The organism is Mesorhizobium sp. 43Arga (assembly GCF_053714255.1).
In genome coordinates this window covers 1149385-1170139 of the sequence record NZ_JBSKBO010000002.1, presented here as the reverse complement: position 1 = coordinate 1170139, position 20755 = coordinate 1149385, and the positions used below count along the sequence as shown (strand labels likewise).

21 protein-coding genes and 1 tRNA gene are annotated in these 20755 nt (G+C 63.9%); 12 read left to right on the top strand and 10 right to left on the bottom strand.

Annotation, left to right across the window (positions count from 1 at the left end; translation table 11 throughout):
- Positions 1–90 precede the first annotated feature (90 nt).
- Together ACWGS8_RS12255 and ACWGS8_RS12250 are read right to left on the bottom strand one after the other, a co-directional pair.
- Entirely contained in the window at positions 91–1293 is a 1203-nt protein-coding gene (locus ACWGS8_RS12255; RefSeq protein ID WP_454581164.1) for an MFS transporter, read from the bottom strand.
- Positions 1294–1440: 147 nt separating this feature from the next.
- Entirely contained in the window at positions 1441–1899 is a 459-nt protein-coding gene (locus ACWGS8_RS12250) for an Lrp/AsnC family transcriptional regulator (RefSeq protein WP_454581163.1), read from the bottom strand.
- A 171-nt stretch (positions 1900–2070) separates the two neighbouring features.
- On the opposite strand from ACWGS8_RS12250, the gene ACWGS8_RS12245 reads away from it, so the two are divergent.
- Both ACWGS8_RS12245 and ACWGS8_RS12240 read left to right on the top strand, forming a co-directional pair.
- Entirely contained in the window at positions 2071–2808 is a 738-nt protein-coding gene (locus ACWGS8_RS12245) for an AzlC family ABC transporter permease (protein ID WP_454581162.1), read from the top strand.
- Positions 2805–3104, top strand: a complete 300-nt coding sequence (locus ACWGS8_RS12240; protein WP_454581161.1) for an AzlD family protein — start codon at positions 2805–2807, stop codon at positions 3102–3104. Before ACWGS8_RS12245 ends, ACWGS8_RS12240 begins: the two co-directional genes overlap by 4 nt.
- A gap of 54 nt (positions 3105–3158) precedes the next feature.
- Here ACWGS8_RS12240 and ACWGS8_RS12235 read toward each other — a convergent pair whose 3' ends face one another.
- Positions 3159–3791 (bottom strand): FMN-dependent NADH-azoreductase, encoded by a 633-nt coding sequence (locus tag ACWGS8_RS12235; protein ID WP_454581160.1) that lies wholly within the window; start codon positions 3789–3791, stop codon positions 3159–3161.
- Between the two features lie 106 nt (positions 3792–3897).
- On the opposite strand from ACWGS8_RS12235, the gene ACWGS8_RS12230 reads away from it, so the two are divergent.
- Complete coding sequence (locus ACWGS8_RS12230) at positions 3898–4857, top strand: LysR family transcriptional regulator (protein ID WP_454581279.1); 960 nt, start codon at positions 3898–3900, stop codon at positions 4855–4857.
- On the opposite strand, the gene ACWGS8_RS12225 is transcribed toward ACWGS8_RS12230, so the two are convergent.
- On the bottom strand, positions 4790–5410 hold the full coding sequence (locus tag ACWGS8_RS12225) for a TetR/AcrR family transcriptional regulator (protein WP_454581159.1): 621 nt from the start codon (positions 5408–5410) through the stop codon (positions 4790–4792). The genes ACWGS8_RS12230 and ACWGS8_RS12225 overlap by 68 nt on opposite strands.
- Before the next feature lie 67 nt (positions 5411–5477).
- Here ACWGS8_RS12225 and ACWGS8_RS12220 point away from each other — a divergent pair, with 67 nt between their 5' ends.
- Together ACWGS8_RS12220 and ACWGS8_RS12215 are read left to right on the top strand one after the other, a co-directional pair.
- Positions 5478–5903 (top strand): VOC family protein, encoded by a 426-nt coding sequence (locus ACWGS8_RS12220; RefSeq protein WP_454581158.1) that lies wholly within the window; start codon positions 5478–5480, stop codon positions 5901–5903.
- A gap of 279 nt (positions 5904–6182) precedes the next feature.
- Complete coding sequence (locus ACWGS8_RS12215; protein ID WP_454581157.1) at positions 6183–9032, top strand: patatin-like phospholipase family protein; 2850 nt, start codon at positions 6183–6185, stop codon at positions 9030–9032.
- A 147-nt stretch (positions 9033–9179) separates the two neighbouring features.
- On the opposite strand, the gene ACWGS8_RS12210 is transcribed toward ACWGS8_RS12215, so the two are convergent.
- Positions 9180–10130, bottom strand: coding sequence for a S1C family serine protease (locus ACWGS8_RS12210; protein WP_454581156.1), 951 nt, complete (start codon positions 10128–10130; stop codon positions 9180–9182).
- 226 nt (positions 10131–10356) lie between these two features.
- On the opposite strand from ACWGS8_RS12210, the gene ACWGS8_RS12205 reads away from it, so the two are divergent.
- Positions 10357–11229 (top strand): S1C family serine protease, encoded by an 873-nt coding sequence (locus ACWGS8_RS12205; RefSeq protein ID WP_454581155.1) that lies wholly within the window; start codon positions 10357–10359, stop codon positions 11227–11229.
- A gap of 8 nt (positions 11230–11237) precedes the next feature.
- Positions 11238–11870 (top strand): response regulator transcription factor, encoded by a 633-nt coding sequence (locus ACWGS8_RS12200; protein WP_454581154.1) that lies wholly within the window; start codon positions 11238–11240, stop codon positions 11868–11870.
- 6 nt (positions 11871–11876) lie between these two features.
- Here ACWGS8_RS12200 and ACWGS8_RS12195 read toward each other — a convergent pair whose 3' ends face one another.
- Positions 11877–12266 carry a type II toxin-antitoxin system VapC family toxin gene (locus ACWGS8_RS12195; protein ID WP_454581153.1) on the bottom strand — a complete coding sequence of 130 codons (390 nt, stop codon included), beginning with the start codon at positions 12264–12266 and terminating at the stop codon, positions 11877–11879.
- Complete coding sequence (locus ACWGS8_RS12190; protein WP_454581152.1) at positions 12263–12529, bottom strand: type II toxin-antitoxin system VapB family antitoxin; 267 nt, start codon at positions 12527–12529, stop codon at positions 12263–12265. The genes ACWGS8_RS12195 and ACWGS8_RS12190 overlap by 4 nt, the downstream gene beginning before the upstream one ends.
- Positions 12530–12706: 177 nt before the next feature.
- Between ACWGS8_RS12190 and ACWGS8_RS12185 the strand changes: the two genes are divergently transcribed.
- On the top strand, positions 12707–13573 hold the full coding sequence (locus ACWGS8_RS12185; RefSeq protein ID WP_454581151.1) for an SDR family oxidoreductase: 867 nt from the start codon (positions 12707–12709) through the stop codon (positions 13571–13573).
- Between the two features lie 264 nt (positions 13574–13837).
- On the opposite strand, the gene ACWGS8_RS12180 is transcribed toward ACWGS8_RS12185, so the two are convergent.
- Positions 13838–14356, bottom strand: a complete 519-nt coding sequence (locus tag ACWGS8_RS12180; RefSeq protein ID WP_454581150.1) for a TIGR00645 family protein — start codon at positions 14354–14356, stop codon at positions 13838–13840.
- A gap of 320 nt (positions 14357–14676) precedes the next feature.
- Complete coding sequence (locus ACWGS8_RS12175; protein ID WP_454581149.1) at positions 14677–16941, bottom strand: OmpA family protein; 2265 nt, start codon at positions 16939–16941, stop codon at positions 14677–14679.
- 198 nt (positions 16942–17139) lie between these two features.
- Between ACWGS8_RS12175 and ACWGS8_RS12170 the strand changes: the two genes are divergently transcribed.
- Together ACWGS8_RS12170 and ACWGS8_RS12165 are read left to right on the top strand one after the other, a co-directional pair.
- A complete protein-coding gene (locus ACWGS8_RS12170) occupies positions 17140–17586 on the top strand; it encodes a YcgN family cysteine cluster protein (protein ID WP_454581148.1) in 447 nt (148 codons plus the stop codon).
- Positions 17587–17791: 205 nt separating this feature from the next.
- Entirely contained in the window at positions 17792–18178 is a 387-nt protein-coding gene (locus ACWGS8_RS12165) for a hypothetical protein (RefSeq protein ID WP_454581147.1), read from the top strand.
- A gap of 140 nt (positions 18179–18318) precedes the next feature.
- Here ACWGS8_RS12165 and ACWGS8_RS12160 read toward each other — a convergent pair whose 3' ends face one another.
- On the bottom strand, positions 18319–19032 hold the full coding sequence (locus tag ACWGS8_RS12160; protein ID WP_454581146.1) for an SIMPL domain-containing protein: 714 nt from the start codon (positions 19030–19032) through the stop codon (positions 18319–18321).
- 135 nt (positions 19033–19167) lie between these two features.
- On the opposite strand from ACWGS8_RS12160, the gene ACWGS8_RS12155 reads away from it, so the two are divergent.
- Positions 19168–19243: transfer RNA gene (locus ACWGS8_RS12155), tRNA-Ile, on the top strand.
- Positions 19244–19809: 566 nt separating this feature from the next.
- Entirely contained in the window at positions 19810–20697 is an 888-nt protein-coding gene (locus tag ACWGS8_RS12150) for a transglutaminase family protein (protein WP_454581145.1), read from the top strand.
- The last annotated feature ends 58 nt before the right edge of the window (positions 20698–20755 follow it).

Below are 20755 nucleotides of genomic sequence, written 5' to 3'. Positions count from 1 at the left end.
CGGCTCCAGCCGCAAGGCCCGCTGGTTCGGGCATTGAACTTCGACAAGGGCGGGCGCCGATGGGTTATCACCAGCGCCCGTCCATCCGCTTCAGGCCGCCTGCAATTCGCTTCGCGGCAGCGGCGGGAAGGCGATCGCTATGCCCACGGCACCCAGGCCGATAAGGGCCGAGCCGATGAACAGCCAGTGGTAGCTGGCATAGGCGTCGAACACCATGCCGCCGGCAAGCGGTCCGAAGGCCATGCCGAGGCTGGACGCCATGGTGGCGGCGCCGAACACGGCGCCGAGGATGCGCTGGCCGAAATATTCGCGCGCCAGCACCGCGTAGAGCGGCATGACGCCGCCATAGGTGGCGCCGAAGATGACGGCCAGCACATAGAACTGGTCGAGCTGGCTGACCGAGAGATAGGCGGCAATGACGACCGCCTGGATCAACAGGCCGGTGATCAGCACCGGCTTGACGCCGAGCCGGTCGGCCAGCACGCCGTAGAGAAGCCTGCCGCCCAAGCCGGCGAGACCCTCGACGCTGTAGATCGTGACCGCCGCCATGGGGGCGACACCGCACAGCATGGCGTAGCTGACCATGTGGAAGATCGGCCCGGAATGGGCCGCGCAGCAGGTGAAAAAGGTCAGCCCCAGCACGATGAACTGCGGCGAACGCAGCGCCTGGGCCACACTCATGCCGATGCCTTCGGCAACCGGTGCGGACGCTCCGCCCGCCACGGCGGGCTTTGGCGGCTGGCGCACCAAAAGCACCGCCGGCAGCAACAGCACCCAGGCCATGATGCCGATATCGAACATGGCGGTGCGCCATTCATAGGCCGAGATCAGCCAGCGGGCGAAGGGCGAGATCGTCATCGGGGCGACGCCCATGCCGGCCGAGACCAGCGAAACCGCAAGGCTGCGGTTGGTATCGAACCAGGCCGTGGTCAGCGCGATCATCGGCGCGAAGAAGGCGCTGGCGGCAAGCCCGACGAGCACGCCATAGCTGATCTGGAAAGTCAGCAGCGAGCCGGCGCGGCTCGCCACCACGAGTGCCAGGCCGAGCAGCACGGCGCCGATCGCCACGACGATGCGGGCGCCGAAGCGGTCGGACAGCGCGCCCCAGGCAAAGCCGCCGAGGCCCATGACCAGGAAGTTGAGCGTCATGGCGCTCGAAATACCGGCGCGCGACCACTGCGTGTCGAGCGCCATCGGTTCAAGGAAAATCGCCAGCGAGAACATCGTGCCGATGGCGACACAGGACATCAGCGCACCAGTGGCGACGATGACCCAACGATAGGAAAGGTTCATGCAAATCTCCCATGCCAGAGGGCAGCGCTGCGCGCTGCTTGCGTCCGAAGGACGATGGCACCGAAACCGATCCTACAATCCGGTTGCATTTTTTATCCAGTCTGGACCGACCCTGCTCTAGGTGTCCGGGCCACTCCGTGGCGCCAGTCAGATCGGCAGTTCCGAGGTGTATTTGATCGTCCAGCTGGGAACGTCGGTCTTGACGTTCTGGACGCCCTTGATGCGGCTCAGATGCTCCGACTGGAAGCGGCGATAGTCGTTGACGTCGGCAGCCACCACGCGCACCAGGGCATCGCAGTCGCCGAGCATCAGATAGCATTCCATGACCTGCGGCAGCTTGGCCACTTCGGTGGCGAAGTGCTGGACCGTATCCTCGTCCTGCGTCTTCAGCCAGATGCGGGTGAAGAAGGTGAGGCCCTTGTCGATGCTGGCCGGGTTGAGCACGGCGACATAGCGGTCGATGACGCCGGCCTCCTCCAGCAGCTTCACACGCCGCAGGCAAGGCGAGGGCGACAGGCCGACCTCGCTGGCCAGGTCGTTGTTTGCCATGCGGCCGTTGCGCTGCAGCGCCCGCATGATGCGCCTGTCGATGTCATCGAGTTTCATGGTGCTGAATTCCATATTTTTGATAGTATGTGACATACAGTGCCAAAAGCTGGCGAATTGCAACAATCTTTGCAACCAAATTGCGGAGAGCCGGGGTTATGTTTGCCGCCGGTATCACGAGAGTTCAAAACGCAGGGAAGCGGCGGCCGCGAGGCCGGCCGACGGCAGAGCATGAGCATTTCACAACAGACGGTCGAAGCGGCGGGCGATGGCTCGGGATCCGAGTTCCGCCGGGGCGTGGCATCCTGCGCGCCGGTGCTGCTCGGCACCATCCCCTACGCGCTGGTGCTTGGCGCCCAGGCGACCCAGAAAGGGTTGAGCACGCTCGAACTGTCCATGATGACGGGGCTGAACTTCGCCGGCGGCTCGGAATTCGCGGCGATCCAGTTGTGGACGTCGCCGCCGCATATCCTGCTCATCGTCGCCATCACCTTCCTGGTCAACAGCCGTCACCTGCTGATGGGAGCAGCACTCGCGCCGTTCCTGCGCGACCTGCCGCGGCGCAAGGCGTTTCCAGCGCTGTTCTTCCTGTGTGACGAAAGCTGGGCGCTGGGCCTGGCCGATGCCAAACAGCGTGCGGCGGCGGCCATCACGCCGGCCTTCAGCCCGCGCTATTATATGGGCGCGGCCCTGGCGATGTACCTGACCTGGGCTTCCTTCACCACGCTCGGCGCCTTGCTCGGCCCGATGCTCGGCCATGTCGAGACCTATGGTTTCGACATGGCGTTTCCGGCCGTCTTCCTGGTGCTGATGCGCGGCATGTGGAAAAGCGTGGCGGCTGCGCGGCCCTGGCTGGTCAGCCTGGTCGTCGCGGCCCTTGTCTATCTCTTCGTTCCCGGCGCCTGGTATGTCGCGGCGGGCGCGGTGTCGGGGCTGCTTGCCGCCTGGCTGATGGCAGGTGACGCATGATCGACTTGACAAGCCTTCTCACCATCGTGCTGATGGCCGGCGTCACCTACCTCACCCGGATCGGCGGCTATGCCGTGCTACGCAATCGCGTGCTCAGCGCGCGTGCGACCGCGGTGATGGAGGCAGCACCCGGTTGCGTGCTGATCTCGGTCATCGCGCCGGCCTTCGTGTCGCGCAATCCCGCCGACCTTCTGGCGCTGGCCATCACCTTCGCCGCCGCGACGCGGCTTTCCATGCTGCCGACCGTGCTGATCGGCATCGCTTCGGCGGGGTTGCTCAGGCACTTCATTGGCTAAACAAGAAAGGCAGGCGCGAACGCCTGCCTTTCAAGTTCAGATGAGTGAGGCGCCTTACGCGGCAGCGGCGGCCTGCTGGCTGGCGACCACGGCGTCGACCTTGGCGGTCGCCTTGGCGAGCGCCGCGGTGACCGCGTCAGGGCCCATGCCGACGCCTTCGATGCGGATGACATCGACATCGGTCATGCCGAGGAAGCCGAGCACGCCGCGCAGATAGGGAATGGCGTGATCGAACTGCACGGCCGCACCTTCCGAATAGATGCCGCCCGAAGCCAGCACGATATAGACCTTCTTGCCGGTGACGAGGCCCTTGGGGCCGTTCTCGCCATAGGCAAAGCTGCGGCCGGAGCGGGCGATGTGGTCGACCCAGGACTTCAGCGTCGAGGAGATGTTGAAGTTGATGAAGCCGGTGGCGAGGATCACCGTGTCGGCGGCGAACAATTCGTCGAGAACGACGTCGGAGACGCCGACGACTTCAGCCTGGCGCGGAGTGCGCGCTTCGGCCGGCGTGTAGATGCCGGTCGAATAGTCGGCATCGATATGCGGCAGCGGGTTGGCGACGAGGTCGCGCACGACAAGCGTGTTCGACGGATCGGCGGCGAGGAGCTTTTCGGCGAATTCGGTGGCGATGCGGGTCGAGTGCGAGGCAGCGCCGCGCGGGCTCGAGGTAATGAGAAGAATGGACATAGCGGGTTCTCCAGTGGATGAATTGTCCCGCCACATATGGGTCTATCGATCCATCAGATAAACTGGTATATTTTCTATACGATCCATCTATAAAATGGATATGGTTATGCAGGCCAATCCGACACTCGACCAGCTTCAGATATTCGTCGCCGTCGCCGACAGCGGGAGTTTCTCGGCCGCCGGCCGCAAGCTCAACCGGGCGCAATCCGTCATCAGTTACGGCATCGCCAATCTCGAGGCGCAGCTGGGGTTGAAGCTGTTCGAACGCGAGGGTACGCGCGAGCCGCAGCTGACCGAGATCGGCCGAGCGATGCTGGAGGATGCAAGGCGCATGATCGGCGTGCTGCAGCGCATGCGCTCGCGCGTCGACGGCCACCATCAGGGGCTGGAGGCCGAGGTCGCACTGTCGGTCGATTCAGCGCTGCCCTCGCCGGTGCTGGTGCGGGTGCTGAAGGCGTTTGAGGCGCAGTTTCCGACCGTGATGCTGCGGCTGCATATCGGCACGCTTGGCCTGATCCCCGACCATGTCGTCAGCGGCCATGCCGATCTTGGCATTGGTGGCCTGCTGGGCGAAGTCCACGACATTCATCTTGTGCGCATCGGCTTCATGTCGATCGTGCTCGCTGCCGCGCCCACCCATCCGCTGGCGCTGCTGCCGAAGCCGGTGGCGATCGAGGACGCGCGCGAACACACCCAGCTTGTCGTCACCGACCAGTCCGAACGCACCAAGGGACGCGACTTCGGCGTTTTCGCCTACCGCACCTGGCGGCTGACGGATGTGCGCACCAAACATATTCTGATGCGCGAGGGGCTGGGTTGGGGCGGGCTGCCGCGCTGGCTTGTCGCCGACGACCTGGCCACTGGCCGCCTGGTGGAACTCGACCTCGAACCCTTCAGCGAGGTGCGCTCGCCGATGTTTGCCATGTATCGTAACGACAGTACCCCGAAGCCGGCGGCGGCCTGGCTGATCGACCGGTTCAAGCGTGGGCTCGGCTGTTTCAACGAGTTCGAGCCGGGCGAGGTGCCTGAGGACGAGCCGGAGACAAACCATCGATCAGCGCCATGAGCACGGCGCGGTAATCCTGCGCCGACGCGCCGGCCTCGATGGCCAGTGCGGCGCGGTCGAAGGCGGAGGCGAGCAGCGCGGTCAGTGCATCCACCGGCAGTCTCGTCATCGTGTTGGCCCGCATCGCCGCGACCAGGCCCTCGCGCAGCGAGCGGTTGCCGTGGCGGTTGTCGATAGCGTCCATGGCGGTACGACCAAGCACGGCGGGGCCATCAAGCAGCAACAGCCGCGTGCGGCCGGGCGCGCGCATGGCGGCGAGATAGGCGTCCGAGCCGGCGATGAGCGCATCGCGGGCGTCGAGCGGCGAAGCGCGCCCGATCTCTTGCGCTACCGCTTGCGCCTCCTGCTCGACCACGGCGGCAAACAGTGCCTGTTTGTCGGCGAAGTGATGGTAGAGCGCGCCGCGCGTCACGCCGGCCGCGGTGACGATCTCCGGCGTGCCGGTCTCGGCATAGGATTTTTCCGTGAACAGCTTTCGCGCCGCCGCGATCAAATCGGCTCGCGTCGCCTCGGTGCGGTCGCGGTTGGAGCGCCGCGCGGATTCCTGTTGCATACATGCAGCCTGTATGTTTAATTTGATTTACATACAGACTGTATGTTATGTCCAGGGAGAAGGAAAGATGAAGACCACGAGCTATTACCCCGTGCTGATGACCGGCGACGTCGCCGGGACGGCCGCCTTCTATATCGAGCATTTCGGCTTCCGGCCGCTTTTCGAAAGCGACTGGTATGTGCACCTGCGATCTGTGGACAACAAACGCGTCAATCTCGGCATCGTCCAGGGCGACCACGAGACGATTCCCGAGGAGGGGCGGGGGCGCACCTCGGGGTTGCTGATCAATTTCGAGGTCCGCGACCCCGATGCGGTCCATGAGCGGATCCTCGCTGCCGGCCTGCCGATCCTGCGAACGCTGCGCGATGAGCCCTTCGGCCAGCGCCATTTCATCACCAGGGACCCCTATGGGGTGCTGATCGACGTCATCAAGCCTATACCGCCCAGCGAGGCGTTTCTGGCGCAGTACGCGCAGGGTGCGGCGGGGAGTTGAGGCTGGTCCTTGCCAGCCGGCGTCGGCAGGGGTTGTGGCGAAACCGCTGCCGCCTGTCGGTACCGTCGTCTCGCTCGCCATCGCTGGTCACAGGCAAGTTCAGCACATAGCGTCTCCCGCATCCGCGAAGCAGAGCGATGGATATCATTATAATTGCTGGCGAATTTCAAATCGCGAATGTTGCCGCGCCGGTTCAACATTATCCAACGTCAATAATCCTTGCGGAAAAACTTCTTTGGTTGTTGTATTGTTTTAATAATGGTGGCGTCGGGGGAGGCCATGGCCGAGGATTTCAAGGCGGTTCTGCGGTCGGAGTATCGCTCGATCATCGATCGCCGCAAAAGGCTGGGCGTAAAGGTTTCGAACGATGCCAGCGGCGGCAAACCCGATTCCGTTCCCAAGCGTGATCCGGCCTGGCTGTTCGGCCTCGCGCTTTCCGGTGGCGGCATAAGATCGGCTTCGTTCTGCCTCGGCGCGCTGCAGGCGCTCGACCAGTACAAGCTCACACCCAGGATCGACTATCTGTCGACCGTATCCGGGGGCGGCTATATCGGATCGGCAATGGTCGCCGACATGACGCGCCAGGAACTGGCGCAAGCGAAGAAGGGCGAGGACAAGGCGCTCGATTTTCCCTTCGCCTCGGGCGAGAACGTGCTTGACGTGCATGACAACAAGCTCGTCGGCCACATCCGTGACAACAGCCGTTTCCTGGCGCCGCGCGGCTTCGGCGACATCACGCTTTCGGTCGGCATCCTGATGCGGGGCTGGATGGTGAATTTCCTGCTGCTGCTGACGTTGCTTCTGCCGCTGGCGACATTCGTCATCCTGACGAACCCGACCACCGACCATCTCCGGCACAGCATCGTTCTCGACGTCGCCAACTGGATCTTTGGGGACGATTGGGGCGAGACGGGGTGGGCAGCCAGCGTGCGATCGATGGTCGCCGATCCTTTCGTGCTCTCCCGGTCGGCCCTGGTGGTTTTCGCCGTCTGGCTGGTTGCCTGGGGGCTGCGGCGGTCTTATTCCGACAGCTACGCCACCGCACGCAAAGGCGAACATCTGGAGCAGGACAGCCTCTGGGCCAAGGATGGTCGCACCCTGCTGCTGGTCACAGCCGGCCTGTTCCTGATCGAAGTTCAACCCAAGATCATCCTGTGGCTGATCGAGGTGACCTCGCCGAGATTCGGCCATAGGCAAACGACACTGGAAACGCTCAAGGCGCTGATCACAGCTGCCGCTGCTGTCGTAACTGCCACCGCGGCTTTCCGGGGCATGTTGATTTCCTGGCTGCAGAAAGCTCTCAATTCACCGAAGATTGGACACCAGATCCGTGGCTACCTAGCGCGGGCGGCATTTCTGGCGCTCGGTCTTGCCTTGCCTCTGCTGATCTATGGCTTCTTTCTGCTGATCACCGTCTGGGGCATCAAGATATCCCCGATCAGATGCTTGGGCTTCAATGTGTCCTGGCTGTTTGGCCGTGCCACCGGCTATGCCTATGGCCCAGCCTGGCTGACCGCCAACAGCCATCTCCTGTTCACCCTGCTTGTCCTTGGCGTGGCGCTGTTCCTGGCGGGTCGAACCTTCGCGGTTCGCTACCTTGCCGACGATCTGGCGCCAGGCCGGCTCAGCAGCTTCTTTGCCGCAATGGTGCATGATTATAGCGGGTCGGTGGTCATCAAGGTGTTGCTGGTCCTGGCGAGTTCAGTCGTTTTCGCTGTTGCCGCGAGGATGGCGAAAGGTGTCTGGCACCCGGACGAATTCACGGTTCTGCTCAACTATCTGGCGATAACCGCCATCGTCATAATCGTGGCCTTCAATTTCACCGAGAATGCCAACGGCCTGCATCGTCTCTACCGCGACCGGCTCCGCTGGGCTTTTCGTCTTGGCGGCAGTGAGGGACAGGCTGACATCGCGTTGAAGGACATCGGCGTGAAGGCGCCCTATCTCCTGATAAACGGCACATTGAATGTCCGCCGCGCCAGGCAGGCCGCCGACCCTCCGAGAAAGTCTTTCATCATCGGCGCCATTCGCTGGCTGGGAGCCAGGATTGCCGCAGCCATAAGGCTGCGCGCCTGGTGGGGCGGGCCGGACATCATTCTGTCAGGCCGCCGCCAGTCTCCTGCGCGGCCAGCTGCCATCCTGGAGGCCAATGACCCAAGCAAGCGGGGACGCAACGCCGAATTCTTTCTGTTTTCAAAACATTTCGTCGGCAGTGAATCAACCGGCTATGCGCCCTCCGCCGCGATGGCCGAGCAAGAAGGGCAACTGGATCTTGCGGCGGCGGCAGCGATTTCGGGCGCCGCCATTTCCTCGAGCATGGGTCGCATCAGTCTCGGCCTGCTCGGGCCGACACTGGCACTGCTCAACCTGCGGCTGGGGTTCTGGCTTCCCAATCCGAGTGGGGTCGCGCTTGAAGAGGAGCGCGCCAGACCGGCCCGGTCCGCGACGGAAGAGGATCCTCCCCGGCGCAGTTGGGAGGACATATTGCGGCTATATCTGCTGGCAGAGGCCACGGGGCAACTGAGGTCGGACAGTTCGCGCGTGTACATCACCGACGGCGGCCATATCGACAATATCGGCCTCTATCAGCTGCTCAAACGCAGGTGCAAGCTGATCATCGTGGTCGACGCCGAAGCCGATGCCGGCATGAATTTCGGCGCTTTCACCGATGTCCAGCGCTTCGCGCGGATCGATCTCGGCGTGCGTATCTCGCTCGACTGGCGGCCGGTCAGGGATGCGGCGCTGGCGCGCGACGCCAACCGGACCAAGGTTATCCCGCCGGACTCGCCGCTGCATCTGCGCCATTTCGCGGTGGGCAAGATCCTCTACGAGAATGATCCGGTCGAAGGCATCCTCCTCTATGTCAAGGCGTCGGTCACCGGCGACGAGCCCGATTATGTCCTCGACTATGAGCGCCGCTACCCGCTCTTCCCGAATGAGCCGACCAGCGACCAGTTCTTTTCGGAAGAGCAGATGGAAGCCTACCGCGCGCTCGGATTTCACGCCATGCGTGTCGCGCTTCGCGAGCGGGAGCAAACCGCCCGTATCCAGGGCAACGACAGCATGCAGGCAAGCCTGGTGACCTTGCTGAAGATGCGTCTGGGCAATCAGGGGCTGCAGATAGACTAGAGCATTTCACCGTTTCACGGAAACGGCGAAATGCTCTAACTCTTTGTTTTGACGCAATTCCGGACGGAAAACCGCTCACACTTTTCCTGGAATTGCTCTAGGGCGCGGCCCGGCGCTACGCCGGGCCTTTTTCGGGAACCGTGCCGATCAACTCGTCCTTGCCACCGGCGTCACCGCCACCTGGCTGACGCCGGTGCGGCGCACCACCGTGCACAGCGTCTCGCGGCCGATGCGCTCGGCGTCAAGCATGCGTACGAGGTCGTCGACGCCGGTGACCGGGCGCCCGTCTATTGCGGCGATGATGTCGCCTTCCCTGAGGCCCGCCTTGGCGGCCGGGCCATTCTTTTCGACGCTGCGCAGCCGCACGGCCGTGCTGGTCGACACTTGCGACAACAGCGCCGCGCGGCGCGGCAGATTGGTTGTGTCGGCCGAGACGCCGATGAAGGCGCGCCGCACGCGCCCAAAGCGGATGATCTCCGAGATGACGAAATTGGCGGTGTTGGAGGCGACCGCGAAGGCAATGCCTTGCGCGCCGTGGATCATGGCGGTGTTGACGCCGATGACCTCGCCGGCCGACGACACCAGCGGCCCCCCGGAATTGCCGGGGTTGAGCGCGGCGTCGGTCTGGATGACGTCGTCGATCAGCCGGCCGGTCGAAGCGCGCATCGAGCGGCCGAGCGCCGAGACGACACCTGATGTAACCGTCCATTCGAAGCCGAGCGGATTGCCGATGGCGATGGCGATCTGGCCGCGCCGCAGCCGCTTGGAATCGCCGAGCGGCGCCACGTCAGTGAAGCTGCCATCGGCGCGTACTAGCGCGATGTCGGTGTCGGGATCTCGGCCGAGCACGTGGCCCTCGCTTGAAGCGCCGTCCGGCATCGAGACGCGCACCGTCCTGGCATCGCCGACGACATGAAAATTGGTGACCACCAGCCCGTCCGGCGCGATGACGAAGCCCGAACCATGTCCACCCTGGCCGCCAACGCGCTCGATGCGGCAGACGGCCGGACCGATGCGGTCGACGGCGTCGGCAACCGTGGTCGAATAGGCATCGAGCAACGTCTCGTCAGATTGGAATTTGGCGGCGGCGAGGGCCATGGAAGGGCTCCGTGTTTTCAGGCGTAAGGATGACTATTTCCTTATGCGTGTCGTTATCCCAAAACCGCTGAGCACTTTTGGGCGGCACGCACTATATGTGCGGAGCGGCCGGAACCGCCGCGACCTGACCAGATGGCCAGTCAAACCGCCAACTAGCCGTCAGGCGAGTACCTCCAGGGGCGCCGTCGGGCGATATCTGGGACATGACGAACCCCAGGAGACATCCATGAGTGATTTCAATCTGAATGCGTTTTCGCAAGCCGTTGCCGACCTGGCCGCCGAGGCGGCGCCGGCCATGGCGAGCTTCGCTACCCATCACCATCGCACGGCAAGCGCCTTCCACTGGAGCGACGGCTATTTCGTCACCGCCGAGGAGGCGGTCGAGGCCGGCGAGGAGATCGAGCTGACGCTGGCTTCGGGCGGGACGGCGAAAGCCGAACTCGTTGGCCGCGACCCTTCGACGGGCGTCGCCCTGTTGAAGCCCGCTGATGCGGCCGGCGTGCCTGTCCTTGCCAGGGCCGATGCCGTTCGGCCTGGCAATATCGCCATCGCCATCGGCAACAGCCAGGGCTCGGCGCTGGCGGTTTCGGGCTCGGTCGGCGAAGTCGGTCCAGCCTGGCGCTCGATGCGCGGCGGCACGATCGACCGGCGCATCCATCTGGCCGTCGGCGCCGGCGGCCGCTTCGAGGGCGGCCCGGTGCTGGACGCCAAGGGCGCGCTGATCGGCATGCTGTTGTTCGGGCCGCGCGGCCGTGCGCTGGTCATGCCCTATGAGACGATCGAGCGGGCGGTGGCGACATTGCGTGAAAAGGGCCATGTCGCGCGCGGCTATCTCGGCGCCGGCCTGCATCCGGTGCGCGACCGCGACGCGCATGGCGCGATGGTGATGAGCCTCGACGACACCGGTCCGGCCAAGGCCGCCGGCCTGTCGCTGGGCGATATCATCGTGGCGTGGAACGGCGAGGCCGTGCATGGCCCGCGCGACCTGATCCGCAGGCTCGGCCCCGACAGCGCCGGCGCTTCCGTGACGCTTGGCGTGGTGCGTGGCGGTGAGCAGCGCGATGTGACATTGACCATCGGCGAAAAGCCGCTGAGCTGAGAGGATTGATGGAAACGCTCGCCGGCGACCGGATCGTGAGCAACAGTGCCGCTTCGCGGCGGCTGGTGGTGCTGATTGCGCTTGGCGATGCCGCGCGCGCCGAGCGCCTGGCCGCCTCGTTTGCCGCCAGCGATGACCTGCTGCCGGTGGCGGCCGGCGGCGGGGCCGATGTCGCCATCATCGATGGCAGGAGCGGGGATGCGGTGCCGTCCTCCATACCGCGCGTGCTGCTGTCAGGACGCACCGGCGGCGAGCGGCCCGCCGGCGAGGTGTTTGCGGTCATGCCGGTGGGCGCGGACGATCTGCTGATCGCCGCTGCGGCTCGGCTGGCGGCGGCCGGCTATCGCGTCACGGGGGAGGGCGGCCACGGACGTCATGAGGATTTCCACGCGGGCGAGGGCGCGGCGTTCGAGGATGAACCGGTCGATGACCACACCGTTCGCCCGGCACTTTCGCCGCGCGAGGCCGAAGTGCTGGCGTTGCTGGCCGAAGGCGCGCCCAACAAGGTGATCGCGCGGCGGCTCAATATTTCCGTGCACACGGCGAAGTTCCATGTCGCCGCGATCCTGATCAAGCTGGGGGCGGCCAACCGCACCGACGCCATCGCGATTGCGATGCGGCAGGGGCTGGTGCTGGTCTGATATCGATCAGACCGCCGCTTCAATATCGGTCAGCCGGAAATCGTCGCCTTTGAACAACAATGGCATGGCTTCGAGCCTCGCCGTTGCATAGGCGATGCAGTCACCGAAGTTCAGTGCCGCCGGGTGCCGACCCTTGCCATACCGCAGGAAGGCCTGGCGGGCGACGACGGCGTGGTCAGCCGTGAACGGGATTGTCTCGATCGAGGCGGTGTGCAGCAAGTGGTCGAGGCGATCCAGGATTTCGTCTTGCCGGCCGCCCGCTAGCACCATCGTCGTTTCAAGAAAGGTCGGTGCCGCCAGCAGCCGTCTCCTGGCTTGCGTGATCGCGAGCACGAAACGTTCGTAGCCCGGCTCGAGACGCAGAATGGCGATCAAGGCCGAGGAATCGATGATCATTTCGTCGGGATTCCGAGCTCGTCATAACCGAGGATTTCGTCATCGGTCATAGCATTTTCTCGTTCGGGAATTTTTCCGGCGCTGTCGGCAATCGCCATCAACCGCTGAAACAGATCGGCGCTTTCTTCACGCGGCACCAGCCGTTCGCGCGCGATCTCGCGCTCAAGGCTCTGGCGGATTGCTTCCGTCACCGAGACGCTACGCCGGCGGGCAAGTTCGCGCGCCAGTCGCTCGACTTCCATGTTCTTGATCGAGAGTGCCATTCTATATTCTGCCTATTTGTATAGAATATATACTGGTCTCCCGGTAAACCCAAGAAATATCCGGCGCGCCCAGCCAAACAGCCTCCGCAGCGTCACCCTGGCGATGCATCGCAAGCTCTTGTATCCCGCTGCGGCGCGCGCAAGGATCGCGCAACAAACAACGCACGCGGAGGAAAAATGTCGCTCAAGGGAAAGACGCTGTTCATCTCCGGCGGGTCGCGTGGCATCGGGCTGGCGATCGCGCTGCGCGCGGCGCGCGACGGCGCCAATGTGACGATCGCCGCCAAGACCGCCGAGCCGCATCCGAAGCTGCCGGGCACGATCTACAGTGCCGCTGAAGAGATCGAGCAGGCCGGCGGCAAGGCGCTGCCCGTGCTGTGCGACATCCGCGAGGAGGCGCAGGTGGCCGAGGCTGTTGCAAAGACGGTGGAGAAATTCGGAGGCATCGACATCTGCGTCAACAATGCCAGCGCCATACAGCTCACCGGCACGCTGGAGACCGACATGAAGCGCTACGATCTGATGCATCAGATCAACACGCGCGGCACCTTCGTGGTGTCCAAAATGTGCATTCCGCACCTGAAGTTAGCCGGCAATCCTCACATCCTGAATCTGGCGCCGCCGCTTGACATGAAGGCCAAGTGGTTCAAGAACCATGTCGCCTACACCATGGCCAAGTTCGGCATGTCGATGTGCACGCTGGGGATGAGCGCGGAGTTCGCCAAGGACGGCATCGCCGTTAATTCGCTGTGGCCGATCTCGACCATCGACACCGCGGCGGTGCGCAATCTGCTCGGCGGCGCAACGGTCGCGGCGATGAGCCGGTCGCCCGACATCATGGCCGACGCGGCGCATGCCATCTTCATGCGGCCGTCGCGCGAGGCATCAGGCAATTTCTACATCGACGAAGAGGTGCTGCGCGCCGAGGGTGTCAGCGATTTTTCGATCTATGCGCCCGGCGCGACCGGGCCGCTGGCCGGCGACTTTTTCGTGCCGGACGAGGTGTTTGCCCGCACGGACAGCAAGATCAGGAGCATCTACTAGCCCTTCGACGCAGGGCACATCATTTCGAGATTGGCTCCAACAGTTTCGTCATTCTGGGGCGAAGCAAGGAGCGAAGCGACGCGGCGCAGACCCCAGGATCCATGCCGGGACTCTGGCGTGTCACCACGGCGCACAATTCTGCGCCGCTGCACTCTATGGCCGATAGCACGGAATGGATCCCAGGGTCTTCGCGACGCCGCTACGCGGCTGCTCCGCCCTAGGAATGACTAAGTCGGGAGGCCTCGGGCAGTCTGTGACGAAGTGTCAGCCTGCCGCCTCCTTCTTGCCTTTGCTCAAACCCATCAGCCGGTCGATATAGGCCAGCATCAGCGCCGAGACGACGAAGGCGAGGTGGATGATGGTCAGCCACATCAACTGGTCGGTCGAATAGGACGATGAGTTGAGGAACACCTGCAAGAGATGAATGGAGGAGATTGCCACGATGGTCGAGGCGACCTTGACCTTCAGCGAACCGACATCGATCGTGCCCAGCCAGTGCACGCCGCCGCCTTGGTCGTCGAAGCGGCTGACGAAGTTCTCGTAGCCCGAGATGATGACCATCACCACCAGCGAGGCGACCAGCGCCGCATCGATCAGGCCGAGCATCTTCAGGATGGTGTCGGTGTCGCCGAGCATGAATACCGTGGTGATGAATTCGTAAAGCTTCTTGCCGAAGGACAAGACATAGACCGCCAGTGCCAGGCCGAGCCCGATATAGAAGGCGACCAGCAGCCAGCGCGAGGCGAGGATGATCGATTCGATGGCCTGTTCGAGACGCTTCATGAATGGTTCCGGTTTTTCACTGGTCGGTGGTCAGGCCGTATTTCGGCCAGGGCGATGCCTTTTGCAAGATGGCAAAAAAACCCCGCCGGAGAGGGCCGGCGGGGCTCAATGCATCCCGCTGGAGTCGGGACGGGGCAGGGAACGCCCAGCCCTGAATCTGGGATGAGCAAGCCTGTGATTCAATGAGCCGGCTCCGGTGCCGGTACAAATCTTCTTGAGCCCGGAGCCCTGATCCGAATCTTTCCCATCCCCGATCGAGCCGGGGATGGGTGCTTCTTGCCTTGAGTCCGCAAACCAGGTCATGGTTTTGAAATCATGACCTAATTATTGCTGGCGACCGGTGCCACCAGCGAGGTGATGCGGCGGATGGCGACGCGCCGGTTCTCGCGGTTGGGCGCCGAGGTGTTGACCTTCAGATACTCCTCGCCATAGCCCTGCGTCGTCAGGTTCTCCGGCGGGATCCCAAAGGCACTGGTCAGCGCTTCGGCGACCGCTTCGGCGCGGCGGTCCGACAAAGCAAGGTTCGCCTCCGGCGTGCCGACGGCGTCGGTGTGGCCTTCGATCAGGAAGGTCTCGGCGGGGTTCTTCTTCAGCAGTTTCTCCATGGCGTTGGCGACGCCCTCGAGCTTCTGCACCTCGGTGTCGGAGATCGAGGAGGAGCCGAATTCGAAGTTCAGCGTGTCGAGGTCGACGCGGCGTGCGATGTCGCGCACGCGGGCCGAACGCTTGACCTCGTCGATCGAATAGAGACGCTGGACCCTCTCGACTGGCGGCTGGTCGAGGAAGGTGTAGTAGTCGTCATCGCTTTCGACATCCTCGGAATCGAGGATGTATTGCCGGCGCGGAATGTTGAGCCGCATCGGCGGCAGGTCGTCGCCGGGATCGCGCCAGTCGCCGTCATCCCGATAGTCCCGTTCGTCGACATAGTTCAGCACATATTCGTGCCCATCCGGCGTGATGCGCGAACGCTGGATGACATCGCCGTAACGGTTGCGGATGGTGACGATCTGGACGCCATTGTCGCGCTGGATCGTCTCGCGTGTACGACCCTGTGACAGATCCTCGTAATAGACGTCCTTGGCGCCGCGGTTCATCCTCGAGCCCTCATTGCTCTGCACGATCGTCTGGCCGCCGAGCTGGATGATGACCCGATCGCCGATCTCCTTGAGCACGTCGACGCCCTTGGGGCGGGGCCGGTCACGGATGTTCTCGTCGGGCGCCCGGTCGAGGCGCTTGCCCTTCTCTTCCGTCACCGGTACGAGCTTTTCAGGCTTGATCTCCTGCTGGGCTGCCTTGTCGTCGGTTGGAGGCGGACCCTGGTCGACAGGAGCAACCACCGGCTTCTGGCTCTGGTCGCCGCCTTGCTGGGCATTCTGGCCACCATTCTGCTCGCCGTTCTGCTGGCCGTTCTGGTCGCCGTGCTTGCGGCCACCGCCCTTGCGCTGGGCATCCTTCTGGCTGTCGAGGATGGGGGCAGCGTTCTTGTCGGCGGGCGCTTCGCCCTGCACGGGTTTTTCGCCCTGGGCCGGCGCGGCCGTGTTGCCATTGGCGGGCTGTTCACCGGTTGCCGGCTTCACGCCATTGGCCGGTTGTTCACCCGTCACGGGCTGCTTGCCCGTCTGCGGTTGTTCGGCTGTCGCCGGCTGCTCGCCATTGGCGGGCTGTTCGCCCGCCGGCTTCCTGCCGCGCTTCTTTGTCTTGTCCTGGGACTGCTCGCCCTGGGTCGCGGGCTGTTCGCCGGCAGGTGCCGGTTCAACCTTCGGCGTCGTTGCTTGGCCGGCCGGAGCTTCCTTCGGCGTGGGGGCGGCTTCCGGCGTCACCGCCGGGGCAGCAGGCGCCTCCTTCTGCTGGTCCTGCTTGTGTTTCCTGCCGGGCTTGACTGGCTGGTTGTCGTTGGCGGGCTGTGCCTCACCAGCCGGAGCCTGTTCGGCCGGCGCCTGCCCGGTCTGTTGCTGCTGGTCGCGCTTCTTCCTGCGTGGCTGCTGCGGTTCGGCGGGTGCCGCCTGTTCGGCCGGCGCCTGCTCGGTCTGTTGCTGCTGATCGTTCTTCTTCTTGCGCGGCTGCTGCGGTTCGGCGGGTGCCGCCTGTTCGGCCGGCGCCTGCTCGGTCTGTTGCTGCTGATCGTTCTTCTTCTTGCGCGGCTGCTGCGCTTCGGCGGGTGCCGCCTGTTCGGCCGGCGCCTGCTCGGTCTGCTGCTGCTGGTCGCGCTTCTTCCTGCGTGGCTGCTGCTCCTCGGCGGGTGCCGCCTGTTCGGCCGGCGCCTGTTGGGCCTGTTGCTGTTGTTCGTGCTTCTTCTTACGCGGCTGCTGATCCTCGGCCGCTGGGGCAGGCTGTTCGGCGGCGGGGGCTGCCTGCTCGGCCGGCGCCTGTTGGGCCTGCTGATCGCGCTTCCTCTTGCGCGGCTGCTCCTGGTCGGTCGGCTGTGCCTGGTCGGCAGGGGCGTCCTGTGCCAGGATGAGCGGTGTTCCACCGCCTTGCGTGGGGCTGAACGCGGCACTTCCCTGAAGCGGGTACGCGCCCAACGGCGCGGATGCCATCAGCAGGCCAAGTGCGGTGCCTGCCAGAATCCGTGGTTGGCGTTTCATCGAAAACTCTCCTTGTGGGGTCCCATCCTTGCCGAAACCGATCTTGGCCCGATTGGTTCCAGTTTGGTGGGGATAGATGCCGTACAGGGCGATTGGCCGGCCTTTTGAAGGCAACTTCGTGTCATTCGACCGGGCTGCGGCCGCATTTCAACCGTTGTCGCGCTTGACCTTGGCGACGGCCGGGACCACATCCCCAAAATGGAAACGCCGTTCTGGAAAACGAAGACGCTGGAGCAGATGAGCCCGGCCGAGTGGGAATCGCTGTGCGATGGCTGCGGCAAATGCTGCCTGTCGAAGCTCGAGGACGAGGACACCGGCGAGATCTACTGGACCAGTGTCGGCTGCCGGCTGTTCGACGCGCAAACCTGCCGCTGTTCAGACTATGCCAACCGGCTGGCGCGCGTCCCCGATTGCGTCGGGCTGACGCCGCAGAATGTGCGCACCATCAGCTGGCTGCCAAGCACCTGCGCCTACCGGCTGGTGGCCGAGGGCCGCGACCTCTATTGGTGGCACCGGCTGGTGTCGGGCAGTGCCGAGACCGTGCACGACGCCGGCATCTCGATGCGCGGCCGGGTCAAGGCGAGCGAGACCGATCTGGCCGAGCCTGAAGATTATTTTGACTATATGCTCGACGACGAGCCTTGAGGTCCGTGTCCGCACGGCTCCGAACAAGCAACCCGAGCAAGAATTTTTGGGCGCGCATTGTTCGAAACCTGGCCAAGATTTCCTTTTCCCGCCACATGAACCGCAGATGAACGGCGGGTTCGTAAACAGTTCAGGCAGGCTGGCGCATTCTCCCATCATCGCTTTCAAGAGGACGGGCGCAAGCCCGCAACAAGGAGAGAAGACCATGTTCAACACGGTGAAAACGGCAACCCTCTCGGCCCTGGTCGGCCTCGGCGCGCTGACGGCCGTTCCTGCCCATGCCGACAGCCTCTATCTCGGCTTCGGCAACAACCAGGATCCCCGCTTCGGCGTCTACACCGGCGATGACGGCTATCGGCATCGCCGCGATGAGCGCCGTGACGACTGGCGCGGTGACGACTGGCGCCGCGACGGCTGGCGCCGCGGCTGCTCGCCGGATCGCGCCCTCGACAAGGCCGAACGCATGGGCCTCTACCGCGCCCGCATCGTCGACGCCAACCGCCGCGTGGTCAAGGTCGTGGGCCGCCAGGATGGTGACCGCGTCGTCATCGTGTTCGCCAACGAACGCGGCTGCCCGGTTATCTATCGCTGAGGCCTTTAGTAGCAGAGCCCCTGTCTCATCGGGCGGGAGCGGCTCGAAAAAACCCCGCGGGAGCGATCCCGCGGGGTTTTTCATGCGCGCATTTTGCCGTTGGCGCGGCCGGGCAGGGCCCGACCACGCATCCGAATTGCCTATTTCAGCTCGAACGTGACGGTGACCTGAACATTGTAGGCGTTCTCGCCGGCTTGCGTCGGCACCGCCGCACCCGCGGCGGCATCGAAGGCCTTGGCGTTGATTGCCATCGGCGGCGGCGCGATGTTCTGGTCGGAGATTTCCAGCACCCGGCCAATGCTGACGCCGGCGGCTTCGGCAAGCGTCTTGGCCTTGGCGATCGCGTTGGCCACCGCTTTCTTGCGGGCCGCATCGATGGTTGCCGCCGGATTGTCGTTGGTGAAGGAGATGCCGCCACCCTGGTTGACGCCGAGCGACACGGCCTTGTCGAGGATCTCGCCCGTCTTGTCGATGTCGCGCACGCGCACCGCCAGCGTGTTGGTCACCTGGTAGGCGACGAGCTCGGCCTCCTGGCTGCCGTCGGGCTTGTTGGTGTAGTTGTAGCGCGGGTTGATCTGGATGCCCGCGGTCTGCAGGTCGCGATCCTTGATGCCGGCCGCCTTCATCGCCGCGATCACGGCGGCCATGGCGTCGTTGTTGGCGTCGAGTGCGGCCCGCGCCGTCTTGGCTTCGCGCATCACGCTGAGCGACAGCAACGCCAGGTCGGGAGGGGTGGTCGCTTCGCCTTCACCCGAAACAATGATACGGGCGGGCGTTGGCGAATCGGCGGCTCCAGCCATCGCCGGAAAAGCGATTGCAGCGGCGAGTGCGAGGGGCAAAAGATGTCTGGTCATGAAAATCTCCTTGGTCTGCGATCCGGTCGCAAGAGGTCGCGTAGAGCGCGATTATGGGTTGATTTGGGCGTTCCGCGAAAGCTCGTCGGGAAAGCCTTGTGCCGGAAAGCGAAAAACATTAATCCAGCCCGCGTGGGGCCTGTAGCTCAATGGTTAGAGCCGGCGGCTCATAACCGCTTGGTTGGGGGTTCGAGTCCCTCCGGGCCCACCAACTATTACATATCAATACTTTACGCCTCTTTCATCAGGAATTAAGCGAGCGCTCTCAGATAAATTGATGAGTTTTAGATCGAATGATTTTGGGCCTGTTGGTTAATTTTCTCCGTCGGTTGATGTCATCTGTGAGACGTAGCGCAAGGCCATGAATTTCGAAAGGGTCTCCGACGGTGGGTGCGGTGATCGGCGGCAACGGCGTGCGAAAGGGCGGGCCTGACCCATCCACTATGCTCGCGAGGGCTCAGGAACGACGGCTTCGCGCCTCGTGTCGGTCGTTGAGCAGACCGTAGCCGAACCCAAAAGCGGACATCCGAGCGAACAGCCACGACGGCAGGTTTGCGCCTCATCTCGGTGATTGAGGGCGCGTATGCGCTTCCTGAAAGCCGACGTTCCGGGCGGTCAGGTAGGCGGTCGCGGTCGCGCCAGAGAACGAACCGGATGTAGGGCCCTTATCCTTTGCGGTGTAGTTGTTTCCGATCGGTCGCCTTGGCCATGCCGCGAAATAGCTGTACGCAGAAATCAGAACGGAATGGACCATTCGGAAGCCGGGACGGACGCGAAATGGCGCGGATCAAGATTGTCCATACGACCGAGTACACCTACCGCAATCCGGTCGGCCTTCTGCGTCACCGGCTGATGGTGCGGCCCGACGACAGCCACGATTTGAGGCTGCATCACGCCGATCTCAAGATAGAGCCGGAGCCAGCCTCCATCTACTGGAAGCACGACACATTCGACAATTCCATCTGTTTCGTCGAATGGCCCGAAACGCTCTGGACCAAGCGCCTAAGCATCGTCTCGACGCTGGACTTGACGCATCATCCCGAAGGTCCGCCGCTCCCGCAATACAGCCTTGAGCCCGCGGCCGAAAAATTCCCGCTCTCCTACGACCGGAGCGAAACCGCTGATCTGGGGCGTCTGACCGAACTGCAAATGCCGGACACGGACCGCAAGGTCGAGGCTTGGGCGCGGCGCGTGGTCGCCGAGGCCGGTAGCACGAACACGTTGAAAGTATTGGAGGCGATGACTCGCGCCATCCAGCAGCAATTCCGCTACGGCGCCCGCCATGAGGAAGGCACGCAGACAGCCGCCCAGACAATTGAACTCGGCACCGGTACCTGCCGCGACTTCGCTGTCCTGATGATGGAGGCGCTGCGAAGCTTCGGCCTGGCCACCCGCTTCGTCACCGGGTACCTCTACGACGACACCTCCGGCACGACGCGCGGAGGCGGCAGTACGCACGCCTGGTGCGGTGTCTATCTTCCGGGCGCCGGCTGGGTCGAGTACGACCCGACCAACGGGCTGGTCGCAGGCGCCAACCTGATCCGCGTGGGGGTGACCCGCGAAGCCTCGCAGGCCCTTCCAATCTCGGGAGGCTTCGTCGGCAGCGCCGGAGATCCGACCGGCATGCATGTCGACGTATCAGTCTCCGCGGTTCCGATACGCTGAAGCATCTGCCGTCGAAGGCAGTCTTCCCCTGGTGTCGGTGCAAGCCTTGCTGGTGGGA

Bases quoted from the DNA above. Each gene is read 5' to 3' on its own strand.
- ACWGS8_RS12245 (WP_454581162.1), top strand. From the start codon at position 2,071: ATGAGCATTTCACAACAGACGGTCGAAGCGGCGGGCGATGGCTCGGGA.
- ACWGS8_RS12240 (WP_454581161.1), top strand. From the start codon at position 2,805: ATGATCGACTTGACAAGCCTTCTCACCATCGTGCTGATGGCCGGCGTC.
- ACWGS8_RS12230 (WP_454581279.1), top strand. From the start codon at position 3,898: ATGCAGGCCAATCCGACACTCGACCAGCTTCAGATATTCGTCGCCGTC.
- ACWGS8_RS12185 (WP_454581151.1), top strand. From the start codon at position 12,707: ATGTCGCTCAAGGGAAAGACGCTGTTCATCTCCGGCGGGTCGCGTGGC.
- ACWGS8_RS12210 (WP_454581156.1), bottom strand. From the start codon at position 10,130: ATGGCCCTCGCCGCCGCCAAATTCCAATCTGACGAGACGTTGCTCGAT.
- ACWGS8_RS12225 (WP_454581159.1), bottom strand. From the start codon at position 5,410: ATGCAACAGGAATCCGCGCGGCGCTCCAACCGCGACCGCACCGAGGCG.
- ACWGS8_RS12205 (WP_454581155.1), top strand. From the start codon at position 10,357: ATGAGTGATTTCAATCTGAATGCGTTTTCGCAAGCCGTTGCCGACCTG.
- ACWGS8_RS12160 (WP_454581146.1), bottom strand. From the start codon at position 19,032: ATGACCAGACATCTTTTGCCCCTCGCACTCGCCGCTGCAATCGCTTTT.
- ACWGS8_RS12170 (WP_454581148.1), top strand. From the start codon at position 17,140: ATGGAAACGCCGTTCTGGAAAACGAAGACGCTGGAGCAGATGAGCCCG.
- ACWGS8_RS12190 (WP_454581152.1), bottom strand. From the start codon at position 12,529: ATGGCACTCTCGATCAAGAACATGGAAGTCGAGCGACTGGCGCGCGAA.
- ACWGS8_RS12165 (WP_454581147.1), top strand. From the start codon at position 17,792: ATGTTCAACACGGTGAAAACGGCAACCCTCTCGGCCCTGGTCGGCCTC.
- ACWGS8_RS12220 (WP_454581158.1), top strand. From the start codon at position 5,478: ATGAAGACCACGAGCTATTACCCCGTGCTGATGACCGGCGACGTCGCC.
- ACWGS8_RS12180 (WP_454581150.1), bottom strand. From the start codon at position 14,356: ATGAAGCGTCTCGAACAGGCCATCGAATCGATCATCCTCGCCTCGCGC.
- ACWGS8_RS12200 (WP_454581154.1), top strand. From the start codon at position 11,238: ATGGAAACGCTCGCCGGCGACCGGATCGTGAGCAACAGTGCCGCTTCG.
- ACWGS8_RS12250 (WP_454581163.1), bottom strand. From the start codon at position 1,899: ATGAAACTCGATGACATCGACAGGCGCATCATGCGGGCGCTGCAGCGC.
- ACWGS8_RS12175 (WP_454581149.1), bottom strand. From the start codon at position 16,941: ATGAAACGCCAACCACGGATTCTGGCAGGCACCGCACTTGGCCTGCTG.
- ACWGS8_RS12195 (WP_454581153.1), bottom strand. From the start codon at position 12,266: ATGATCATCGATTCCTCGGCCTTGATCGCCATTCTGCGTCTCGAGCCG.
- ACWGS8_RS12235 (WP_454581160.1), bottom strand. From the start codon at position 3,791: ATGTCCATTCTTCTCATTACCTCGAGCCCGCGCGGCGCTGCCTCGCAC.
- ACWGS8_RS12255 (WP_454581164.1), bottom strand. From the start codon at position 1,293: ATGAACCTTTCCTATCGTTGGGTCATCGTCGCCACTGGTGCGCTGATG.
- ACWGS8_RS12215 (WP_454581157.1), top strand. From the start codon at position 6,183: ATGGCCGAGGATTTCAAGGCGGTTCTGCGGTCGGAGTATCGCTCGATC.
- ACWGS8_RS12150 (WP_454581145.1), top strand. From the start codon at position 19,810: ATGGCGCGGATCAAGATTGTCCATACGACCGAGTACACCTACCGCAAT.